A 21,722-nucleotide genomic window follows, 5' to 3' on the forward strand; every position below is an offset into this window, starting at 1 on the left:
CATCTCCTAACGGTTCTTACAAATCACTTCGGGCTTGCACTGTTTTCGTTGTGTTAATCCATGTTGATTTTTTTCCAACAACATAGGAAACAATAGCTGTGTCATTCAGCCAGTAGGACATTATCATGGCTGACAAGTAAACAAACAAAATCGATGCTGGCAAAAGGAGCACATAAAGCCATTTCATCTCATCAAAGAGCGGAACAATTTGTTTGACAACATACAGCGGAAACGGTTGGACAAGAAACATTCCGAATGATGTTTTAGAGGCAAGCATCACGTATCGACTAAAATGCTGCCATTTGAGTTCTGTCCGTTTAGCGGCCCACTTGCGGCCTAACAACAGTAAAACCGCAATCACTAGTAAACTATATGGAAGAAATAAAGGCTGATGCGGCTCTTGCGCCTTGTTTTCAGTCAGCATTAGAAAATAGCGATTGTAATAATAGTATGCCCACATCATAATTACACTGAAAAATAACGATATTATAATCGTTCGAGAATGTTTATCAATAAATTGGCCGATTTTTTCGTAATGACATGCGACCATCCCACCGGCTGATAAACCAGCATTGATAGCTCAAAACAAACACCCCATAATGAGATAACAAATAAGGCCAACCTGAGGTGTCGATATGTGGAATAGCGAATTTATAGAAGGCCATTAACGCCAATTGCAAAATGACACTGCCAATAAAAATATGAATATGCCACTTCTCAAATTTACGGAAGCCGTAAAGCAAGAACGGAAAAACAAGATAAAATTGAAAGCTGATTAATACGAAGTAAATATAAAATTCATCTCCCTGTATGAGAGAAGTACCCAATTCCTTAAGAAATGTTAATAATGAACCGTCTTGATTCAGTTCATACAAACTCCGGAACAGAATGTAAATAATGTTCCAAAACAAATAAGGTACGGCGATTAAGGATAGCCGCTTCTTCCAAAAGGATAGAATCTGCATCTCGCGCTGATAGTATGTGACAAATAAGACCAATCCTGTAATAAACATGAAGGCCATTCTTGTTACATGCATAGATGAGTGTATTGCTGACATCGCCAAAGAAGGAAAACTCCAATCTTCCATTTGGTTAGTAAAGATGGTCATGGTGTGTACAGATAGAACCCCAAACATGATAAAGGTTCGCATGAAATCAATTTCATATAAATGGTTTTTTTTCAAATTGGAAAATACCTCCTTTATGTGTGTATTCTTTTTTGCTGATTCTCGCTCTCATATCTATTTAAACGAAAAAGTATGAACATTTTATTACGAGACTTTTAATAAACTCGGTATAATTAAGAACGGATTATGAATAAAAAAAAGTCTAAAGGGCAACTACTTGTCACCTTTTAGCCTTTAAATGTTTGTCAAAGAATTGTCGAACGGTATTTAATATTACGGGTTGGGAGAAACCACCGTGCCCTGCTCCTCTTATTTTGTACATGGTTACATCAACGTTCGCTTTTTTTAAGGCATTAAATAATAGGACGCTTTGATGATACGGCACTCTTTTATCTTTATCACCGTGCATGATTAAGAATGGGGGATCGTCAGGTGTTATATAGGTAATCGGATTTGCATGTTGCACCTTTTCAAGATTTTCCTGAATGGGGCCACCAATTAAAAACGATTCTGGTGAATCCGGAGCATCATAATCGATCTCCCTGGAAACTTACTCATTTGTGAAAAATCGGTGGGACCGTACCAATCGACTACCGCCTGAACGCTGCTTGAAGTATTCCTCGTTCCTTCATTTCCCTCTAAGTGTTCTACACTCCCACTTGTCCCTAACAAGGCTGCAAGATGACCGCCAGATGAGCTACCCCAAACGCCTACTCTTGCTGGATCAATATGATATCGTGCAGCATTTTCCTTCAGATAACGAACCGCAGCTTTGATATCATGAAGCTGTGCCGGAAATTTCGCGTCATGACTGGTTCGATGCTCAACACTTGCGACCACATATCCGTTCTTTGCAAACGGAACCAGCTGCGGAATGAAACGAAAGGTCTTTTGCGGATGATGCATGCCCCAGCCGCCCCCTTTAATAAAAATAATTAAAGGAAGGTTCTCATCAAGATGCTTCGGAATCAATAAATGCAATTTCAGGGATTTGTTCGCTGTTTCTGAATAGACAATATTAGGGAGAAGATCGACGTTCTGATCTTGGAACGATTTTGAAACAATGGTTTTTATTCCCCTATCTTTCTGTTTGTTATCAGCAAAGGCTGTGCTCCAAAAGCTCACACTGAAGAACATCAAAACAGCAAAAAGTGAAATTTTTTTCAACATAAATACCAACCATTTCATTTATTTTTAGCTCTGTAAAATTTGCCAGTTGCTGCTAAAGTTGAATCTGTCATTATACATTCAATTTTTTCTCGATTTTGTTATGCGTTACTTCGATTTTCCCTGGCAATACAAACAGATATTCAATGATGCTTTCAAGTAGGTCCATTAATAATGTGGTCGTTTCGTAATCAATTTCATGTTCTAGCTCTAGCATTCTGTATAACGAGCCATCTTGAATTAATAAATGACTAAGTGCTTGAATGGGCCTAGCGAGGTCCACATGATTCGGCAGCATTTCCAGCTGCTGAGATAAGGGCTGGCTCTTACTTTTTTCCTTTAGAAAATGTTTCAGTATGCTTTCTATCACGCGCTTAGACATAACAGCCGTTGCTGGATTTTCTCTTGAATGATGAACATTAATAGCTGAACGATAGGCTCTGATAAGATCCTTGGGGATATTAGGAAGACTTTCAATTTGATTAACAGGATGTTTGGATGCTTCGATGTCATAAATGTAGGTATCGGCATGTTCCCCCTGTTCATCAAGAACATCCTTTGTCATAATAATAAAAACAGCTGATTTCTTGCATGTTGGACAACAAGCCTCGGTTACCAATCCATTCTTGTTGCTTTGGAAATTTGCATTCAGCATAAATTCAGTTGTCTTTCGGCATTCTGGACACTCACTTTGAATACTCTTTGGTATTTTTAGATTCCCATACCGAATATAAGAATTGACGGAACCAGGATTTATTCTTCTCATTGGTTAGCCTCCCGATTATTCCATATATGTAAAGGGCAGTGCTTACCCTTAGATCCGCTTAGTTTTCTTCTTCGTCCCTAGTTAGTTATCCCCTAAAATGGAAAATATCATATGCAGGAGCTTAAACATTTTTTGTTTACAGTAATGCTATTGATATGAATAAGAGGCTGACTCAAAATGTCGTTGATTTACGATCATTTTGAGTCAGCCTCACAACAGTTTAACATTAACTTATTTAGCTACATCTGATTGAATCTTAACTTCAATACGTTGCTTCTTTATCACTACCACAAATAGACTTGCTACTATACAAAATATTCCTGCTAGAGTAAACGCCCATGAATAGGAGTTAAAAATGTTATAAATGACCCCTGCTCCACCTGCTGCTACCGCTGCACCTAATTGGTGAGATGCAAATATCCATCCGTATACGATTACACTTTTTTCTTTTCCAAAGATTTGCCTTGAGATATTAATAGTAGGAGGAACTGTTGCAATCCAATCTAAACCATAAAATACCGAAAATATAATAAGCAGCGTCATTGACCCTTTAGAAAGTGCAAATGGGAGGAATACAAGTGAGGCTCCTCTCAAACCGTAATACCAAAACAATAACCATCGATTATCAAATCGATCAGATAGCCAACCAGAAAGAGTCGAACCTATTAAATCAAACACTCCCATCAATGAAAGCATGGATGCAGCTGCAACCGCAGTAAAACCAAATCCTATACAATAAGAAATAAAGTGAGTGCCAATTAAACCACTGGTCGAAAGTCCACAGACAAAGAAGCTTACCGCTAGCAACCAAAACTCCTTGACTTTTACCACTTCAAATAACGTCATAAAGGCAATACTTACAGGGTTTTTCTTTTCGACAATTTCACTCACACTCACACTCAATTCCACTTCTACCCCATATGGAAGGGCACCTATTTCTTTTGGTGAGTTTTTCATAAATAATAGGATGACTGATAGAATTATGACGCAAAGAATTAGGATCAGGCCCATGGCCCATTTCCATGAATGCGTTTCTACAATGATCGCAAGTATTGGAAGAAGGACTAATTGTCCTGTTGCCGTACTGGCTGTTAAAATACCCAGTGCGAGCCCTCTCCTTTTTTCAAACCATGTATTCGCAATATATGGGCTTAATACAGTTAGGAATAACCCTGAACCCAAGCCTATAATAACTCCCCAAATCAAGATTAATTGCCAAGGTTTCACCATAATAAAGGTGAGCAACACCCCAACCAATAACGTTGTCATGGCAAAAATCATCATTTTCTTAACGCCGATTACCTCTATTAGAGCCGCCATAAAAGGACCAGATATACCGTATAGTAGAAGCCCTACCGCAAAAGCAAATGAGATCGTTGAGCGTTCCCATCCGAAGTCGGTTTCAAAAGGGACAATGAAGACTCCTGATGATGAACGGATTATCCCTGCTATAAGAATCGAAAAAAAAGCGACTAATAAAATAACCCAACTATAATGAATACGTTTCAAACCATCACCCCGTTGTCATGTAAAAATAAATCCAGACCAAACTAAAGCGAATATTACATCCCTAAATTTAGATCAGCTACAGAATAAAGAACTGCTCTTCCAGCCATTTTCACTCGTGTTCCTTCATGTTTACAATAAAGCGTTCCACCTCTACTTGATAATTGTCTAGCCACCATTTCCTTTTTTCCTAGTCTATTTGCCCAAAACGGAATTAAACCACAGTGTAAGGAACCTGTTACGGGATCTTCATTTACTTTTAGCTTAGGGAAAAAACCTCGAGAAACAAAATCATAATCGCTACCTTGAGCCGTAACACAAACACCCAATCCTTCAGGTAATCTTTCTAATAGTGCAAAATTAGGGTTTATGTTTATCACTTCTTCCTCGGACTCAAGTATGAATACGAGATCTCTATTTAAGAATGTCTCTTTTGGCACAAGCCCCAAAGCGCGGATCATTTGCTCAGTAACAGAAATTTCTTCTGAAGGAACAGAAGGGAAATCCAGTTCATACAAGTCATTTTGTTTAGATACAGTTAATTCTCCACTCATTGTATTAAACATGACAGATTCCAATTGCTTTTCATAAAATTCCAGGATGATAAATGCTGTTGCTAACGTTGCGTGCCCACAAAGGTTAATCTCTCCTCCAGGCGTGAACCATCTCAGTCGATAAAATTCTCCTTCTTTTACTGCAAAAGCTGTTTCCGATAGGTTATTTTCAATGGCTATATTCTGCATTAGTTCATCAGAAATCCAATCATTCATAATACAAACCCCCGCTGGATTTCCTTCAAAAACCTTTTCTGCAAATGCATCGACTACATAATATTTCATCTTATTTCCCCCAGTGTTATAATCTGTTTAATAATTTAAGGGTAGTTTACATCTGATTATATATAACACTCAACTCCCATGTATAACACTTAAAGGAGAAAGGCTTATGCATATTGAAATTCAACGGAATTCTGGCATTTCATTAACAAAACAAATATACCATTCGATTCTCGATCATATCCGTTCCAATCTCTTAGAAGAAGATTTACAATTACCTTCTGTACGCGAGCTCTCAAAACAGCTGGGGGTAAGTTTAGTTACGGTAGTAAAGGCTTATCAAAAGCTAGAACAGGATGGATTTATCACGTCTGTACAAGGGAAAGGAACGTTTATAAGAAAGACAAAAATGGAAGGAAAAGAAAAGAAAGAAGGAACCAGTTCTTCATTCGATTGGCAGCTTTCCGTTCAAGATTATTTACCAAGGTCTCAATTTGCTCGTTTTCATCAAGTCCCTGAAAAGATTCATCTTTCATCTAATATGATTGATCCCGGACTTCTACCTAATCGATATTTAGAGCAAGAGATTAATAGAATGCTTTCTGTTAACCCGAAAGTTCTCTCACAGTATGGTGAGATTCAAGGTGATAAAGTACTTAGGCAGGCAATGGTTGAGTATTTACAAAGGATGGAGCTATCAACTTCACCTGATAACATTTTAGTTACAAGTGGTTCTCAACAAGGGATTGACCTCATTGCTCGTACATTCGTTGGACCAGGTGATGTGGTAGTCATGGAAGCCCCCACTTATCCTGGAGCTATTGATGTATTTCGCGGAAGAGGTGCTATCATTCTTACCGTTCCTGTTGATAGTGATGGAATGAGAGTTGATTTACTTCAGAATTTGTGTGATAAATATAATCCAAAAATCATTTATACAATCCCCACTTTTCACAATCCAACTGGTGCTGTAATGACCACGAAACGCCGCAGACAAATTCTTGAGATTGCTAAAAGTACACAGTGCATAGTGATTGAGGATGATCCATGTAGTGAAATCTATTTTGAAAGAAAGCCTCCAGCATCAATAAAAAGTCTGGACAAAGACGGTCATGTCATTTACTTGAAAGGTTTAAGCAAAATATTAGCTCCTGGTTGTAGAATAGCCATTTTGGCTGCTTCTGGTTCTATATTCAAACGCCTATTAGCTGCAAAGGCTAACACTGATTTAGGGAGTCCTTTACTTACACAGAAAGCCATCGTTCCTTTTATAACTTCAAAAAGAATGATGGACCATCTAAAAAAATTAAGAACAGCACTAAAAATAAGGCGTGATCATGTTCTGGAAATTTTGTCACAACATTCACCTGATGAAGTTTCTTGGTTCATTCCAAAAGGAGGATTAAACGTATGGCTCACTCTTCCTTCTTGGATAAATACTGATCACATCTTAATAGAAGCTAAGAAAGAACAAATCACTTTTTTACCTGGGTCAGCTTGTTACCCTACAGAACAAGAAAATCACCATTTACGACTAAGCTTTTCTTATATGAATGAACAACAATTAACAGAAGGTGTGAAAAACATTTGTAACATCCTTCAATCCACGATTGAATTAAAAATAAAACAGGATAGCTCGCCGCATTTTTGATTTAGATTCTAAGTCAGCTAGCTTTTTTATACTATCTATCTTTTTGTTTAACCCCATGATTTGCATTATCTTCCGTAACCTGTTATGATAAGAAAGAATTATTTTTGTTCGGTGTTATAGGATAGTATGAATATTGAGTTTTCGTCTTGAGCATCACTTTGGGCAAGGATAGTATTACATTGTGCGTTAATGCACTAGGAGGCAACAAAAATGGAACAAGGTACAGTTAAATGGTTTAATGCAGAAAAAGGATTTGGATTTATCGAGCGTGAAAATGGAGACGACGTATTCGTACACTTCTCTGCTATCCAAAGTGAAGGTTTCAAATCTTTAGACGAAGGTCAAAAAGTAACGTTTGACGTTGAGCAAGGTGCACGTGGAGCTCAAGCTGCTAACGTTCAAAAAGCTTAATCTTAATTAGATTATACAAACAGGCTCTCCTCTGAGAGCCTGTTTTTTATATTAACTGTATAATACTAATTGATTGTAAATGAGCCAAATATTAAGTGGATAAAAATAACTCGATACCTACTCCTACCAATATCAAATTAGAGAGCACAATAAATTTATGAAAAAAAGCCTTTTTCCTTCTTGGATCAAAGCACCCTATTGTTGAATTAGAAAGGGACAGATAAAAAAATCGCCATCGATAAAACTGAAAATGTATAAGAATCACTTACTTTAACTTAAATACGATTATTGGGTAGCGATTAAATTCTACCAATGTAATTTGGATCCCTAATAATTCCAGATTGACCTGGTACCCAATTAGCAGAAACTCCTTCCCCTGTCCTTCTACTATACTGTATTCCTTGAATGACCCTTAAAATCTCGTAAACATTTCGACCAACTTCTGGTGGATTAACAAATTTGGAAACAATCATTCCTTCTGGATCGATTATAATGGTTGCTCTGAAAGTAGACCCGTTTTCTTCATTTAACACTCTGTAGGCTTTACTAATTTTATGTGTTCGATCACTTAATAGTGGAAACTTCACTTGAGAAGCAGAAGGAGACACCTCAGTAAAAACCTTATGGGAATACACACTGTCAGTACTTATGGCAAGTACTTCTGTATTTAAGTACCTCAATTGATTATAAATAGCAGCGACCGCTGCCAATTCTGTCGGTCAAACAAAAGTAAAATCACTCGCATAAAAAAATAAGATTACCCATTTTCCGCGATAACTTTCTAGGCGAATTTCTTTAATTTTCTTTTCTACATTGTCGTAAGCTTCTGCCACAAACAGAGGTGCTAAATCATTTGTTTGTGCACAATATGGTTGCATACAGTCCTCATACATATGACATTGTCCTCCTTATCAAAAAGTTCAACTCATTTATCCATATGTATGAGACAAATATATGGTGTGTCTAAAATTTCCGTGTCCACCTTTCCAATTCTTTTTCATTTATCCAAGTATATTCAGGAATTTAAAGTATCACTCCTGAAAAATCTCCTTTTAACACTTCTTTTTCATTCTGATTTTTACATATGAATGATGCCACAATAGCTGTTCTATTATTTTCTTGCCTTTCGTATTTTTCAATTTTCACTTCACATATGATTGTATCGCCCGTAAACACAGGTCTTAAAAATTCAAAATTCATATTACGGGCAAGTACATTATGATCACCACCTACTTTTGTTGGTAGAGTTGCAGTTAATAACCCTTGAATAACAAGTCTCCCCTGTGCATCTGGGGTTAAATGGTGAATTCCTTCGTCACCTGATATTTCTGTAAATAATTCAACATCCCTTATTGTAAAAGTCCGTTCAAACGTAATGATATCTCCTACTGTTACTGACATTTATATTACCCCTAAAGACTTTTTGTTAAATAAGAGTATCTTGAGTTTTCCAATCTTTCGGTTTTACGTTCTTATTATTCCAGTTCTTTCGCGGAGCTTGGTATGATGTAGTAGCGATTAAATAATTATTGTGCCAGCTTGCAGCACCAGAACGAATCATTTCATCAAGCAGAATTTGAATAAATTCTTCTGGCTGATACTGAAAAGAGTAGCGTGCAAAATCTTGGAACCAACCACAATTTAGTAGGTAGTCATCGATTTCTTCTTTTGCCAATCCGTTTTTAATGATTAGTGTGAAGGCAAAAATTCGCTTACAGGCATGCCATGCCACTTTTTCTGGTGTTTGAAGCCACTTTACAAATCTTCCTCTTGCTGTATCAATTGCTACTAAAGGATTTTCAATTTGCGGTCCATGCCCTGAATAGGCCTGACTGATCTGTAGCTTGGACAAACGCTCCAAACTTTCTATAGATCGTTGGATAGAAGAAACACCCTCTCGAAAGTTATTTAACCATCCAATATCATTCCTGTGAAAGAGATCGCCGCAAATCAATATCTCAGTTTCAGGTTCATATAAGGAAATATGACCTAATGTATGCCCTGGTGTGTGTAAGACTTTCAATATCCTACTTCCAGTGTTAATCTCTTCGTTATCTGATAACTTTGTATTAACTTGATAAGGTTCTACAGGTTGATCTAACCATTCTGCACAACACGCTTCCGGATCACAGGTATTAATTAAATCTGCCTCCCATTTATGAGCCGCAATCTTAACATCATATTTTTTTTGAAAATGAGAATTGCCCCCGACATGGTCACTATGATAGTGTGTATTCACAATAAGGTGAAACGCTTCGGGTGAAAGACCTGCTTCTTTAATTAATCGTTCAGTTTCTTTCACATCACTCCCGAAACCAGTATCAATAAGGATGGGTAACTCATCCTTAATAAGGACCATGTTTGCACTTGGAAACTTTCTTTCAAAGAAAATAATATTAGATTGTTTGATAAGCCAATCCTCCTTATATTTGACGAATAAATAATAATGAATGAACGTTCAATCATTATTATACAAAATATTCTAAATATTTAAAATAAAAAACCCCCCCTTAATATAATTGTGACTTATATTCAAATGCCGTTGTTCCGTATACACTTTTAAAATGTTTATTTAGATGGGTTAAATCAACAAAACCACATTGCGCTACTGCCGAATAAATATCCCCATTTTTTTCTATAATATGTTTTGCTTGTTCAATCTTGCAGTTAAGAAAGTATTGGTATGGCGAAATTCCAGTATGAGCCTTGAATAATCTGATAAACTGAAACTTCGATAAATCAAGCTCCTTACAGATTTCATCAAGTTTAAGTACAGTTTGAAGGTTGTTATGCAGTATATCCTTAGCTTTTCTAATAAGAACATTATCTTTCTTATTTTCTATAGAAACATCAGTTTGAATAAGGTTATCTGTTAGGGATAAGAATAATTCAATGCACAGAGCCTCATCTTTTTCGCACAATATTGCATTAGAAAGACGTAAAATTCTTTGTTGAAGTCGATAATCATATACAACTGGTGTTGAAAAACGGATAATATCCTTTTTTTCGGTGACCTCTGTAATTAATTGTGGTTCAACATAAAGCATTATATAATCCAGACCTACCGCATCATGTGCCATCCCGTCATGTGCCTGTTCTGGATTAAAAAGCATTACGCCATTCTGATAGGATAATTGTAAGCTTCCATCAAGGGTATAGTGTTGAATACCACGCAATGTTACACCTATTGCATACTCCTGGTGAGCGTGCTTTTTGTACGTAAAATCAGTAATACTCGCAGACAACGCAGTAATACCTACCGATTTTTTATAGATAAATTTGTTCATTACGATCACCTCTACATTAACTTACCTACATCCAAATCATTATTGCGGAATATGTTAAAAATAATGCCATTATTACATTAACCATCTTACTATGATTCTGAATAAAGTTCTTAAAAATTGTACCGAAAAGTACCCATGTAATAAATGCCAAAAATCCAATAAGAGTTATAGCTAAAACACTCATTGTCACAGCTGGTATTTCGATATAGTTGGGCAAAATAAAGCTTGGAATTACAGTCATTGTGAACAGTACCACCTTTGGATTTAAAAACTGCATTAGAAAACCTGACCTAAAAGTAGCAGCTTCATTTACATTTGGCTGTGATGCATCCATTTTATATATTTGAAAAGCAAGATAAAGCATATAAAAGCTTCCGATTATCTGCATAACAATTAAAATTTTTGGTATGACCGTTAGAAGCAAAGTATTTAACATTGCAGAAATAGCAAGTAATAAACCAAAAGCAATTGTTGCTCCATACGTATATTCCATTGCCTTTTTTGGCCCCCAATTATGCACTGTGGATAAAATAACGATATTAGTCGGACCTGGCGTAAAAGTAACAATAAAACAGTAAATTAAAAAAGATGTAATATTCATGAGAAAAATTCCTTTCAAAATAGTCTCATATGAATATACATCTTAAATGTAAATCGCATATAGTATATTATTGCGGGATTATAGAAAGTTAAACCCCATAGAACGTATTCCTTAATTTCAATTTATTGTAATTTACAAGTTTGATATAGTCTTCATTATTCCTTGATACTTTAATAGCAAAAAGCGTTCCTTTTTGATTCAGAAAAGCCTATTAAACCCAACATTTAACGATATGTATACATCATCCAGAACCCAATATCCTCAAACCCAATCCGTTTATAAATTGCACCAGCTTTAGGATTATCATAGAACAAGCAAAGTTCCTTTCCCTCTGCTAAAAGTTGACTACAAAGTTTGAGCATACACTTGGTAGCGTATCCTTTTTTCTTATGGCTTTCTAAAGTGGCTACTCCTACAACCATGGCTGAAATTGAATTTTCTGCAGCTGTTGATACTGCAGATACGATGATTCCATCGGATTCTATAAAAAATGATCGTGATGTCTCATCCTTTAGTTCTCGAAGTTTTCGCTCTACTGTTAGAGTTGATTCACTAAACTCAGGAACCGAGTTTATTAATTGTACAAGTTTTTCCACATTGTGTGGAAGTGCTCTTTGAACATTTGAATAATCAACAATATCTGTATGTAATCTTGTGCACTTAGCATAGTAGGTTTGTCTTTTTCTTTTAAGTTTAAGTTGTTGATTCAAGTAGAGCTCAATTTGTTCAGTTATATCCCGTAATCCAGACATCATCTTAAAAGCAGGGTCATTTGACATTATCTCAGCAAAACCTTTGGCATTAAATGATTCTGTTGCAAATGGTATATAGTTCTCCTCAAATTTCAACAAAACGGCTATAAGGTCACCGTTTTCGTTAAACTCTCCCCAAAGCTTTTGAAAATCCTGTTCAAATCCATATGCCTCAATGTCACCAATTATAAATAAGTTTTCTGCAGGTCTGTTTTTTATCAATTTAAAACAAACCTCTTCATCATTTTTATTTAGTCTTCTTATCATTTTGATTTCTCCCCCTTGTTGCTCTAATTTGGTAGTAATACTTTGGAGTTGTAAGAAATGTTATAAAAATGAAAAAGCACCTCACTAGTGCTTCTGAATCAAAACTCATTTGCCTCATCTTTAGGCTGAGTTGAGATTAGATACCCTCGTAAGGTGCTTCGATCAAGTGTATTATCATCTGTGAAGTATCCAGGCTCTGTGAATGTATTTCTATTTTAAATAGTTAATTTAGGTCGAATCGATCTGCATTCATTACCTTGACCCAAGCAGAGATAAAGTCACGCACAAACTTCTCTTTGTTATCATCCTGGGCATAAACTTCTGCAACGGCCCGTAGAACTGAGTTTGAACCAAACACTAGGTCAACTCTAGTAGCAGTACGCACTACTTCACCTGTTTTGCGATCACGTCCCTCATATAGGCCTCCATCTACAGGCTTCCACTCAACCCCCATGTTGAGCAAGTTAACAAAGAAGTCGTTCGTTAGTGTGCCTACTCGATCAGTGAATATGCCATGTTTTGTCCCACCGTAGTTTGTACCTAGAACGCGCATACCGCCAACAAGTGCCGTCATTTCCGGTGCAGTTAGGTTTAGCAGCTGTGCCTTGTTAACGAGAAGCTCTTCTGCACTTACACTATACTGCTTCTTCAGATAGTTGCGGAAACCATCAGCGACAGGCTCTAGTACATCAAAGCTTTCTGCATCAGTTTGCACATCTGATGCATCACCGCGTCCTGGAGCAAAAGGAACCTTTACGTCAAAGCCCGCATCTTGTGCAGCTTTTTCGACTGCGGCACTACCTCCTAGAACAATCAAGTCGGCAATGCTGACTTTCTTATCTAGATGACTTTGAATGTCCTCGAGTACATTAAGAACTTTCGTAAGCTGTTCCGGTTGATTCACTTCCCAATTCTTCTGTGGAGCAAGACGGATGCGAGCTCCATTTGCGCCACCGCGATTATCTGAGCCACGGAAGGTGCTTGCTGAAGCCCAAGCAGTTGTGACTAACTCGCTAATTGTAAGCCTAGAGTCTAGGATCATCGTTTTAATCTTTTCTATTTCATCAACTGTTAACTCATAATCAACTACTGGTACAGGATCTTGCCAGATAAGTTCTTCTTCAGGAACTTCTGGTCCTAAATATCTTGAGCGTGGACCCATGTCACGGTGTAATAATTTGAACCATGCACGAGCAAATGCACCTGCAAACTCTTCTGGATTCAAATGGAAACGCCGAGAAATCTTTTCGTATTCTGGATCATAACGCAATGCCATATCCGCAGTGGTCATCATCGTCGGAACACGAACAGATGGGTCTTCTGCATCTGGTGCCAGATCTTTCTCATCAGGATTTACAGCGAGCCACTGATAGGCACCGGCAGGGCTCTTCGTCAGCCACCACTGATATCCAAATAAAAGAACAAAGTAACCATTGTCCCACTGTGTTGGATTAGCTGTCCAGGCACCTTCAATACCGCTGGTAATGGTGTCACGCCCTTTACCACTGCCGTGTGTGCTCAACCAGCCTAAACCTTGTGCTTCAATCGGAGCAGCTTCTGGTTCTGGACCAACATGTGCTGCATCTCCTGCACCGTGCGCCTTACCAAAAGTATGGCCGCCAGCAACGAGTGCTACGGTTTCTTCATCGTTCATTCCCATCCGCGCAAAGGTTTCACGAATGTCGCGAGCACTTGCAAGCGGATCTGGATTGCCGTTTGGACCTTCTGGGTTTACATAAATAAGGCCCATCTGAACGGCGGCTAGTGGGTTCTCAAGTTCTCGATCACCTGTATAACGGTTATCACCAAGCATTTCAGTTTCTGCACCCCAGTAAATGTCTTCTTCCGGATGCCAAATGTCTGCTCGTCCGCCTCCAAAACCAAAAGTCTTGCCGCCCATTGATTCAATCGCAACATTCCCTGTTAGCAGCAATAAGTCAGCCCAAGAAATCTTGTTCCCATATTTTTGTTTAATCGGCCATAACAGTCGCCGTGCTTTATCGAGGTTCCCGTTGTCAGCCCAACTGTTGAGTGGAGCAAAACGCTGATTGCCTGTTCCACCGCCACCACGACCGTCACCAGTACGGTAAGTTCCAGCAGCGTGCCAAGCCATACGAATGAAGAATGGACCATAATGCCCATAGTCTGCTGGCCACCAATCTTGACTGCTTGTCATAAGATTGTGAAGATCCTGTTTAAGAGCATAGTAGTCTAGCTTTTTAAATTCTTCTGCGTAATCAAAGTCCTCCCCCATAGGATTGGATTTTCTATCATGCTGATGTAGAATATTCAAGTTCAACTGGTTTGGCCACCAGTCCCTATTTGTCGTACCACTAGATGTATTACTAGTAGCTCCTCCATGAGTTATCGGGCACTTTCCAACATTAGCAGTGTCTTTAGCTTCCATTTATTTTTCTCCTCTCCATCCTATGAAAATTAAGCAGAAAATGATTATTTCTCTATTCGTAAAATAACTTACGAAATTATCATAATATTAAACTATTTATTACATGATTGAATTATGTTACAAATCATGAACATTTTGGAGTTCTTTTTTAGCTTTTCATAGTAGATTCAGCTGAATGACGATAGTTAATATTTTACTTTTATAACCATTTATTTAGATCAGAAAAAGAAAAAAGCACTTCTCATTACAAAGAAATGCTTATACTCTACGGAGCACTATTATTTTTTCGATGTTAAATTATTTGATATTGCCTTTATAATTTTCGCAGGATTTCCCCCGACCACCACATTATCTGGCACATCCTTTGTTACGACCGCCCCTGAAGCAATAACAACATTGTTCCCTATTTTAACACCAGGATTAATGATCGCTCTTCCGCCAATCCAGACATTATCACCTATTTTTACTGGGACTCCATATTCTGCACCAGATATTCTTTCGGTTGCATTAAGCGGATGAGTCGCAGTATAAATGTGTACCCCTGGTGCAATAAAGCAATTATCACCAATCCGAATCTCACAAACATCTAAAAAAACACATTCAAAATTTGCATAAAAATTTTCGCCAATATGGATGTTATAGCCATAGTCACAGCGAAACGTTGGCTCTATGAAAAAATTTTCACCAGTGGTTCCAAATAATTCTTTTAATAATTCAATTCTTTTGTTGTCATCACTCTCGAGGGATTCATTATATAATCTAGTTAATCTTCTAGCGTTCTTTCTTTCACTAAGCAATTCTTGATCGGCAGAATTATATAGTTCACCATTCACCATTTTTTGTTTTTCTGTTTTCACATTTACAACCCCCTATCCTTTTGGATGTCTTGAACGTTATACAGTTAATTCTAAAAGATTGCCTTCCGGGTCTTCAATCACACTTTCATAATAGCCGTCGCCAGTCACACGAGGACCATTAACAAGACGAAAACCATTATTTTGTAAATGAGCGGTTGTTTGATCGACGGATTCCCTGCTCCCCAGTGAAATTGCTATATGAGCCCAACCAATCCTATCATCCTGACTTGGCTTATCTATGCCTGTCTTACACATAATTTCTAAACGTGCACCCCCGTCAAACGTGAGAAAATAAGATTGGAATTCCTTATCTTTATTGTGATACTTCTCGTTTGCTTTCCCATTAAAGTACGTAACATAAAACTTCTTCATAGCTTCTATATCTTTAACCCAGATTGCCACGTGCTCGATCCTCATCTCGTCCAGCTCCTCATAAGAATTAATAGGATTTAGTCTCCCCAATAAACGAATTCACTTTCTATCAAATGGACCTTGGTTTGCAAAATATTGATCAATGATCTCTAATACACCACTTTCGTTATTAGATGGCGCTATATATTTTGTGATATGTTTTACTTCGTTGCTCCCATTTTCCATTGCAAACCCATACTTTACATGCTGCAGCATTTCAATATCATTGCCACCGTCGCCAAAAGCCATCGTTTCATCGTCTTCTACATTCCATTTTTGTTGCAACAATTGTATCCCAGAGGCTTTATGAAAACGAGGTACAATTAAATCGATACTCCCATGCCCACTCGAGACAGGTGTTATGATTGAACCTAATTTGCTATGAAGTAAATCTCTTAATTCAATCGTTTCTTCCTCTGGACAAGCTAATGCAAACTTTAATATTTGATCATCAACCAGTTCCAAGCTTTTTACCCTCTTTAATCGGTGATAATACTTATTCATTGTTTCAAAAAATTGATCAGAGACACTCTCCAACACATAGGCACTATCTTTTCCACACACCACAACTGATAATTTTTTATGAGTTATCAACTCTTCCAATATTAGTTTTACATCCTTCTTAGGAATATCAACAGAAAATACTTCCTGTCCTTGGTCCACAACAAGGGCCCCATTTTCAGCAACATAACTTATTTCATCTTGAATTTCCCCGAAGAACGATTTCAACTGATAATATTGATTTCCGCTAGCAACAACAAAACGAATACCCTTTTCCTTCATTTTTTCATATAAATTGGTGAATCTCTCATAATCATATTTCATTTTGTCATTAAGAAAAGTTCCATCCATATCTACTGCTATGAGCTTTATCGTCACACCGGTGCCCTCCTACTTAAGTAACAGACATAAGGGTAACCTAGATTAGGTTTACCCTCACTTTGAATCCTCTTTATAGAATCGTTAAAAATACTTTTTAATCCTATATTTCCCTTTTTATTGTAAAGATAACAGTTTCATAATGGTTTTCATGACAGCATCTTCTTCATTTGAACGTGTAATAAAATTCGCCGCATCCTTTAATTCTTGAACTGCATTTCGAACAGCAAAGCTATACGTAGCGCGCGTCATCAATTCTAAATCATTGTAACCATCTCCGAACGCCATTGTTTCTTCAGGCGTAACACTCAATAATTGCTGCAAGTGTTCAACGGTCGTGCCCTTATGAACATTGGCATTGGCAATATCAATCCAGGCAGCTTCAGATGCGACAATATAAGCTGATTCAAAAAACGGAGATAGTTTTTCTCTTGTTTTCATACATCTTAATTGTGGGTCGTGGATCGTAATTTTTACAAAATTCTCCGTAAGTTCATTAAAATCAGACACTTGCCTTACTTGCGCATAGGACCTTCTAACAATAGCAGCCTCTTCTTGTGGAATATTGTCTTTTATGACCGCACCATTTCTTGTACACGCAATAATGGTGTGTTCTAAACTTATTTCTTCGAGTAAACGGATTATTTCCAACCCTAATTTATTGCTAAGTAGAGATTCATAAACAAATTCACCGTTATGCTTGATCCGAGTTGCGCTATCCCCTAAAATCCATAAATCCTTTGCATCAGCACCAAATAACTCTTCAACACGCTCACATTGCTTGCCTGTAACAGGTGCAAAAATAACACCTTTTTCTTTCATTATCTCCTTTACATCCTTGTACAGTTCTCTGTTAAAATCACCATGATTATTTAAAAACGTTCCGTCCATATCGGTTAACACTAATTTAATCAAAAGTAGTCCCCCTAGTTACGTATTTTCTAAGTTTGTTTTCAACTATAAAAATACTTTACGATTTTTTTAGAGGAGGGGTAAGAGGTAAAGAGCTTTTAGTTTTAATTACCGACTTTAGTCAGTTGTTACAAGAATGTAACGTCGTGTTTCTTAACAGAAATTTACAACTTTAAAAAATCACTTAAAAAAAGAAAAAAGCTACCTTAATCGGCAGCTCCACTCTCAAACTCTTTACTGAAATAACAAAAACATTTGCTCAATTTCGGAAATCATTATCGATGAATAATAGTTTTAGTTATTTATAAAAATGTTTATTCTTTTATAAAAAAATCACACTCCCACAATGTTATGCATTTCAGCATATACAACAATGTGAGAATATGATTTGCAATTTTTCAATTAAAAACCATTAACATCCTGGTACTGGTGGATCGGCAGCTACAATCGTCTTTCCATCAAGAATAATCCATATGTATGAACGATCAACGTCTCTGCCTGTGATCTGTTCAACTTTGTCACGGATACCTTCTTGATGATCAAACATATCTTGAGCTTTACTAGAATCTAATGGAAAATGCTCCAAATTTCCATTTGTGTTAATCTCAATATACGTATCATTTTCAGGTAAATATTCTGCACTTCCTTGACTTGCAAAAAGAACAAGAGATACTAAAATTGCTGCTAATATTAATCCAATTTTTTTCATATTTTTTCACCTCCCATAAAATTATTGTCATATATCTTAAGGAAAATATCAACAATTTTCGGATTATACATTTTTCCGCTATTTTTTTTAATTTCTTCAAACGCTATTTCTTCAGAAAGACCTTTTCGATATACTCTATCGGACGTCATCGCATCAAAGGAATCCACAACAGATATAATAGCTGCCCTAATGTCAATTTTGTCGCCAGTTAAACCATACGGGTATCCTTTTCCATCCCATCTCTCATGGTGCTGTTCAACTATTTTTCCAGCCGCTTTTAGCAAAGGATCATTCGTTTCTTCCAAAATTTCTTTTCCAAATGTCGTATGCTGCTTAATAATCTCCCACTCATCATCCGTCAATTTAGTCGGTTTATTTAATATTTCTATCGGAACCTTTATTTTCCCGATGTCATGAAAGAAGGATGCACAATTTAAGACATACATATCACGACTGGATAGATTCATTTCTGATCCTACCTTCATCGATAGCCTCATGATTCTTTCGCAATGGTCAGCGGTATAGCCATCTTTCTGTTCAACATCTACTGCCAAATCCATTAATTTTCTCGTTATAGCACTATATCGATAAAAAACAGGCTGAGATGTAACGTATAAAAATTCTGTATCTTGATCAGCAATAAAAAATAAAAAATCTTTAACTGGGCATAAACTTAAATGATCACCTGTTTCTAAAACGAGATCTCCCGTCTCTTTCTTGCAGGTCATTTTACCTTTTATAATAAATATAAACTCAAGAGCTTCCCAACCTTCTTCAGGTGTTAAGCCCCAGCTTTGGCCTTTTATGATTTCATGTTTGATTACTTCCGTTCCATCTTTAGAGCCCAAAAGCGAAATTTTTAAGCCTTTAAAAATCACGGTATCAATTGGACTGTTTTCATATTGGTTGCTCATATAGAATACCCCTAATAAGAATTTACTTATTTATCTTATCACATAATAATCCACCAAACACTTTGGTTCGTGAGTTGACATACAATTTTTGTTTTCTTTCACTCGTTTGTTTGACAGACAGTTCTCTCTTCCATGTTCTTAAACCTGCCGCTTACTACAATCCAACATTTTTAGAAACCTGTTGGCTATATTGTTAAATAATGTTCAAATAATTATTACAGAAATGTGAAAACCAACAAATCCTACTTTAAAATATCTCGAATTAAATATAACATTTTCAATGTGTTAAGGAAACAAACTAAAAGCTTTTAAGGAGTGTTTATCATGGTTAAATGGTTAAGAGAAAATACAATTGCTGCAGGAATTTTAACCCTGCTTCGTTTGTTTATTGGTTATTCTTGGTTGACCGCGGGATGGGGTAAATTATCAAGCGGAGCATTTGATGCGTCAGGATTTTTGGCAAATGCCATTGCCAATCCAGTTAAAGGTCCAGACGGTAATGCTGTCTACAGCTGGTATGTATCATTCTTAGAAAATTTTGCTCTTCCAAATGTCGATATTTTTAATACAATCGTTCCTCTAGGAGAATTTTTAATAGGATTAGGACTTATTCTTGGATGTTTAACAACTGCAGCAATGTTCTTTGGACTTGTGATGAACTTTGCATTCTTCTTAGCAGGAACAGTTTCTCATATCCCAACCGACCTTTTCATTGGGGCAATCATTCTTTTCTCTGGTTACAATGCTGGAAAATTCGGTCTAGATCGTTGGGTAATCCCATTCATCCGTAAAACTATTTTTAAAAAAGGTGATACCATTACGGAAAATGCATAAGATTGGAAGTAATTGAACTACCCCTCTCCTTTAATTCAATCGAATTTTTTTTGGAAAGGGCATTCGTTTCAGGACCTACTAAGATGCTTAATAGACGACCCTTGCCTTTTAAACCAGGCAGGGGTTTTTCCATTTTCTTAAGAAATAACCTTTTGCGGTCATGTACGAAACTGCCCCTGTAAAAAAAAACAATCCACGCATATCAAAAAAATGTTTTCCTTGTTAGAACAACGCAGAAAAAAGCCACCAAATTATGGCAGCTGGAACTTTCGGTTTCTCCCGAGTTTCATATTTATTCTAAGTTTCGTAATTTTAACTTTCGATTTCAAGAATTTCCTCGATTTCTTCCTGTATTTCTCTATTCACCGAAAGAGAACGTTTTTTCTCAATTCATGATCCATTTCTTTGTCAATAAATTGATTGGTATGTTTGTCAAAACAATCGAAACAAATTGAGTAAAAATCTTTTTTCTCCTTCTTCAGAAAATCAAACTCCCACGTCTCAAGTTCTAAATAACTAACTTTATCTTTCGTTTCTTTCCCACATAATTCGCAAGTTGTTTTCATGATAAAAAACCCCTTCATCCAATTACCTGTTATTTTTTGTCTGTTGGCGCTCTTTAATTCTTTTTAAACGCCCATGATATTTCAATATATTCGCTTGTGATTGTTTGGCCTCTTCGGTAGTAGGCTGGAGGTTAGCAATGTCCCAATATGTCACAATTACATCTAATACTTGATCAAAGAATTGTAGTGGGCCATAATTCGCATCGATTGCTATGGTTTTCATTCTCTCGTTAAAATCTGGCATAACAGCGCCTGGCATAGTGAAATTAATAATAACATCCTCAAAAAAAACAATGAAATTCGGATCAAGTTCAAGGTGTGCTTTCACCGTGTCGCGATAGAATGCATAATGAAGTGCTTCATCTTTCGCTAAACGGCGAAGTAACGTTGCTAAATCTTTATCGTGGGGAGCCGCTATTTTCGCTACATTATTATAAAAAACGAGTGTGGCTAACTCTTGCAATGAGGTATAGGCCATGGTTGCTAGTGGGTTCGTAAAGTCTGGAAACCAGCCATTTTCGACTACTCGTCTTCTTAATTCGTGCAGTCTTGTGGGATTTACGTTTCGAGTCACCAGTAAATACGTTTCAAGCAAGTTCGAGTGCTGGTCTTCTTCAGCTGTCCAAGTGTGTACGAAATCATTTATTACTTCCATGGAATTTTTAAAGGTATAATCCAAATGCGAAGTATACCAAGGTAAATTTACTTCAGTAAGTAAGGCTGTTTCAATAGCGACAATTACACCTTTGGGAAGAGATACTTGACTTTCATCCCAAGGTACTCGTTTAAAGGACATGGCCTTGTCCCATGGAATAAATTCGTGATAACTCCAGTCAATATTTGCAGAACGCTCCTTATGCAATTGATATAACTCTTTGATGCGTGGTTCTAAGCGTGCATCCAAATCAGAATTTAACATTAG

25 protein-coding genes are annotated in these 21,722 nt (G+C 36.9%); 3 read left to right on the forward strand and 22 right to left on the reverse strand.

Translation table 11 applies throughout. The annotated features are described in order from the left end of the window. Window positions 1-16 precede the first annotated feature (16 nt). The 7 genes from RGF10_RS16580 to RGF10_RS16610 form a co-directional block, all read right to left on the reverse strand. Window positions 17-550 (reverse strand): acyltransferase family protein, encoded by a 534-nt coding sequence (locus tag RGF10_RS16580; protein ID WP_318503852.1) that lies wholly within the window; start codon window positions 548-550, stop codon window positions 17-19. Further along, window positions 510-1,184, reverse strand: a complete 675-nt coding sequence (locus RGF10_RS16585) for an acyltransferase (protein ID WP_318503854.1) — start codon at window positions 1,182-1,184, stop codon at window positions 510-512. The genes RGF10_RS16580 and RGF10_RS16585 overlap by 41 nt, the downstream gene beginning before the upstream one ends. Window positions 1,185-1,347: 163 nt before the next feature. Next, on the reverse strand, window positions 1,348-1,665 hold the full coding sequence (locus tag RGF10_RS16590) for a prolyl oligopeptidase family serine peptidase (protein WP_318509537.1): 318 nt from the start codon (window positions 1,663-1,665) through the stop codon (window positions 1,348-1,350). Continuing rightward, window positions 1,626-2,297: an alpha/beta hydrolase gene (locus RGF10_RS16595; protein ID WP_318503855.1), complete on the reverse strand. Its 672-nt coding sequence runs from the start codon at window positions 2,295-2,297 to the stop codon at window positions 1,626-1,628. The genes RGF10_RS16590 and RGF10_RS16595 overlap by 40 nt, the downstream gene beginning before the upstream one ends. A 70-nt stretch (window positions 2,298-2,367) precedes the next feature. Further along, on the reverse strand, window positions 2,368-3,060 hold the full coding sequence (locus RGF10_RS16600; RefSeq protein ID WP_318503857.1) for a hypothetical protein: 693 nt from the start codon (window positions 3,058-3,060) through the stop codon (window positions 2,368-2,370). A gap of 231 nt (window positions 3,061-3,291) precedes the next feature. Continuing rightward, window positions 3,292-4,569 (reverse strand): MFS transporter, encoded by a 1,278-nt coding sequence (locus RGF10_RS16605; protein ID WP_318503858.1) that lies wholly within the window; start codon window positions 4,567-4,569, stop codon window positions 3,292-3,294. A gap of 53 nt (window positions 4,570-4,622) precedes the next feature. Continuing rightward, window positions 4,623-5,405: a PhzF family phenazine biosynthesis protein gene (locus RGF10_RS16610; RefSeq protein WP_318503859.1), complete on the reverse strand. Its 783-nt coding sequence runs from the start codon at window positions 5,403-5,405 to the stop codon at window positions 4,623-4,625. A 106-nt stretch (window positions 5,406-5,511) separates the two neighbouring features. Here RGF10_RS16610 and RGF10_RS16615 point away from each other — a divergent pair, with 106 nt between their 5' ends. Together RGF10_RS16615 and cspC are read left to right on the forward strand one after the other, a co-directional pair. Then, complete coding sequence (locus tag RGF10_RS16615) at window positions 5,512-6,993, forward strand: MocR-like pyridoxine biosynthesis transcription factor PdxR (RefSeq protein ID WP_318503860.1); 1,482 nt, start codon at window positions 5,512-5,514, stop codon at window positions 6,991-6,993. Between the two features lie 210 nt (window positions 6,994-7,203). Further along, entirely contained in the window at window positions 7,204-7,404 is a 201-nt protein-coding gene (cspC, locus tag RGF10_RS16620; protein ID WP_010331195.1) for a cold shock protein CspC, read from the forward strand. Window positions 7,405-7,703: 299 nt separating this feature from the next. Here the strand turns inward: cspC and RGF10_RS16625 are convergent, their stop codons facing one another. From RGF10_RS16625 to RGF10_RS16685, 13 genes are all read right to left on the reverse strand, one after another. Continuing rightward, window positions 7,704-8,297: a peroxiredoxin gene (locus RGF10_RS16625; protein ID WP_318503871.1), complete on the reverse strand. Its 594-nt coding sequence runs from the start codon at window positions 8,295-8,297 to the stop codon at window positions 7,704-7,706. A gap of 130 nt (window positions 8,298-8,427) precedes the next feature. Next, complete coding sequence (locus RGF10_RS16630) at window positions 8,428-8,805, reverse strand: hotdog domain-containing protein (RefSeq protein ID WP_318503873.1); 378 nt, start codon at window positions 8,803-8,805, stop codon at window positions 8,428-8,430. A gap of 25 nt (window positions 8,806-8,830) precedes the next feature. Beyond that, window positions 8,831-9,763: an MBL fold metallo-hydrolase gene (locus RGF10_RS16635; RefSeq protein WP_318503875.1), complete on the reverse strand. Its 933-nt coding sequence runs from the start codon at window positions 9,761-9,763 to the stop codon at window positions 8,831-8,833. A 151-nt stretch (window positions 9,764-9,914) separates the two neighbouring features. After that, complete coding sequence (locus tag RGF10_RS16640) at window positions 9,915-10,691, reverse strand: helix-turn-helix domain-containing protein (RefSeq protein ID WP_318503877.1); 777 nt, start codon at window positions 10,689-10,691, stop codon at window positions 9,915-9,917. 25 nt (window positions 10,692-10,716) lie between these two features. Continuing rightward, window positions 10,717-11,292 carry a LysE family translocator gene (locus tag RGF10_RS16645; RefSeq protein WP_318503879.1) on the reverse strand — a complete coding sequence of 192 codons (576 nt, stop codon included), beginning with the start codon at window positions 11,290-11,292 and terminating at the stop codon, window positions 10,717-10,719. Window positions 11,293-11,516: 224 nt separating this feature from the next. Beyond that, entirely contained in the window at window positions 11,517-12,311 is a 795-nt protein-coding gene (locus RGF10_RS16650; RefSeq protein WP_318503881.1) for a GNAT family N-acetyltransferase, read from the reverse strand. Between the two features lie 223 nt (window positions 12,312-12,534). After that, window positions 12,535-14,718, reverse strand: a complete 2,184-nt coding sequence (gene katG, locus RGF10_RS16655; protein ID WP_318503883.1) for a catalase/peroxidase HPI — start codon at window positions 14,716-14,718, stop codon at window positions 12,535-12,537. A 278-nt stretch (window positions 14,719-14,996) separates the two neighbouring features. Then, a complete protein-coding gene (locus tag RGF10_RS16660; protein ID WP_318503885.1) occupies window positions 14,997-15,575 on the reverse strand; it encodes a maltose acetyltransferase domain-containing protein in 579 nt (192 codons plus the stop codon). A gap of 36 nt (window positions 15,576-15,611) precedes the next feature. After that, complete coding sequence (locus tag RGF10_RS16665) at window positions 15,612-15,992, reverse strand: VOC family protein (protein ID WP_318503887.1); 381 nt, start codon at window positions 15,990-15,992, stop codon at window positions 15,612-15,614. 54 nt (window positions 15,993-16,046) lie between these two features. Further along, window positions 16,047-16,865, reverse strand: coding sequence for a Cof-type HAD-IIB family hydrolase (locus RGF10_RS16670; protein WP_318503889.1), 819 nt, complete (start codon window positions 16,863-16,865; stop codon window positions 16,047-16,049). A gap of 117 nt (window positions 16,866-16,982) precedes the next feature. Further along, the gene (locus RGF10_RS16675) at window positions 16,983-17,780 is read right to left on the reverse strand and encodes an HAD family hydrolase (protein ID WP_318503891.1); all 798 of its coding nucleotides are present in this window, start codon (window positions 17,778-17,780) and stop codon (window positions 16,983-16,985) included. A gap of 409 nt (window positions 17,781-18,189) precedes the next feature. Then, window positions 18,190-18,486 carry a hypothetical protein gene (locus RGF10_RS16680; RefSeq protein ID WP_318503893.1) on the reverse strand — a complete coding sequence of 99 codons (297 nt, stop codon included), beginning with the start codon at window positions 18,484-18,486 and terminating at the stop codon, window positions 18,190-18,192. Then, on the reverse strand, window positions 18,483-19,400 hold the full coding sequence (locus RGF10_RS16685; protein ID WP_318503895.1) for an HD-GYP domain-containing protein: 918 nt from the start codon (window positions 19,398-19,400) through the stop codon (window positions 18,483-18,485). Before RGF10_RS16685 ends, RGF10_RS16680 begins: the two co-directional genes overlap by 4 nt. Window positions 19,401-19,721: 321 nt before the next feature. On the opposite strand from RGF10_RS16685, the gene RGF10_RS16690 reads away from it, so the two are divergent. Then, window positions 19,722-20,234, forward strand: coding sequence for a DoxX family protein (locus tag RGF10_RS16690; RefSeq protein WP_318509539.1), 513 nt, complete (start codon window positions 19,722-19,724; stop codon window positions 20,232-20,234). Between the two features lie 362 nt (window positions 20,235-20,596). On the opposite strand, the gene RGF10_RS16695 is transcribed toward RGF10_RS16690, so the two are convergent. Both RGF10_RS16695 and RGF10_RS16700 read right to left on the reverse strand, forming a co-directional pair. After that, window positions 20,597-20,800: a hypothetical protein gene (locus RGF10_RS16695; protein WP_318503897.1), complete on the reverse strand. Its 204-nt coding sequence runs from the start codon at window positions 20,798-20,800 to the stop codon at window positions 20,597-20,599. A gap of 22 nt (window positions 20,801-20,822) precedes the next feature. Beyond that, window positions 20,823-21,719 (reverse strand): acyl-ACP desaturase, encoded by an 897-nt coding sequence (locus tag RGF10_RS16700; protein WP_318503899.1) that lies wholly within the window; start codon window positions 21,717-21,719, stop codon window positions 20,823-20,825. Window positions 21,720-21,722: the final 3 nt, after the last annotated feature.

Origin of the sequence: Bacillus sp. T3, from assembly GCF_033449965.1 — a bacterium.
Taxonomy (GTDB): Bacteria; Bacillota; Bacilli; order Bacillales; family Cytobacillaceae; genus Bacillus_BU.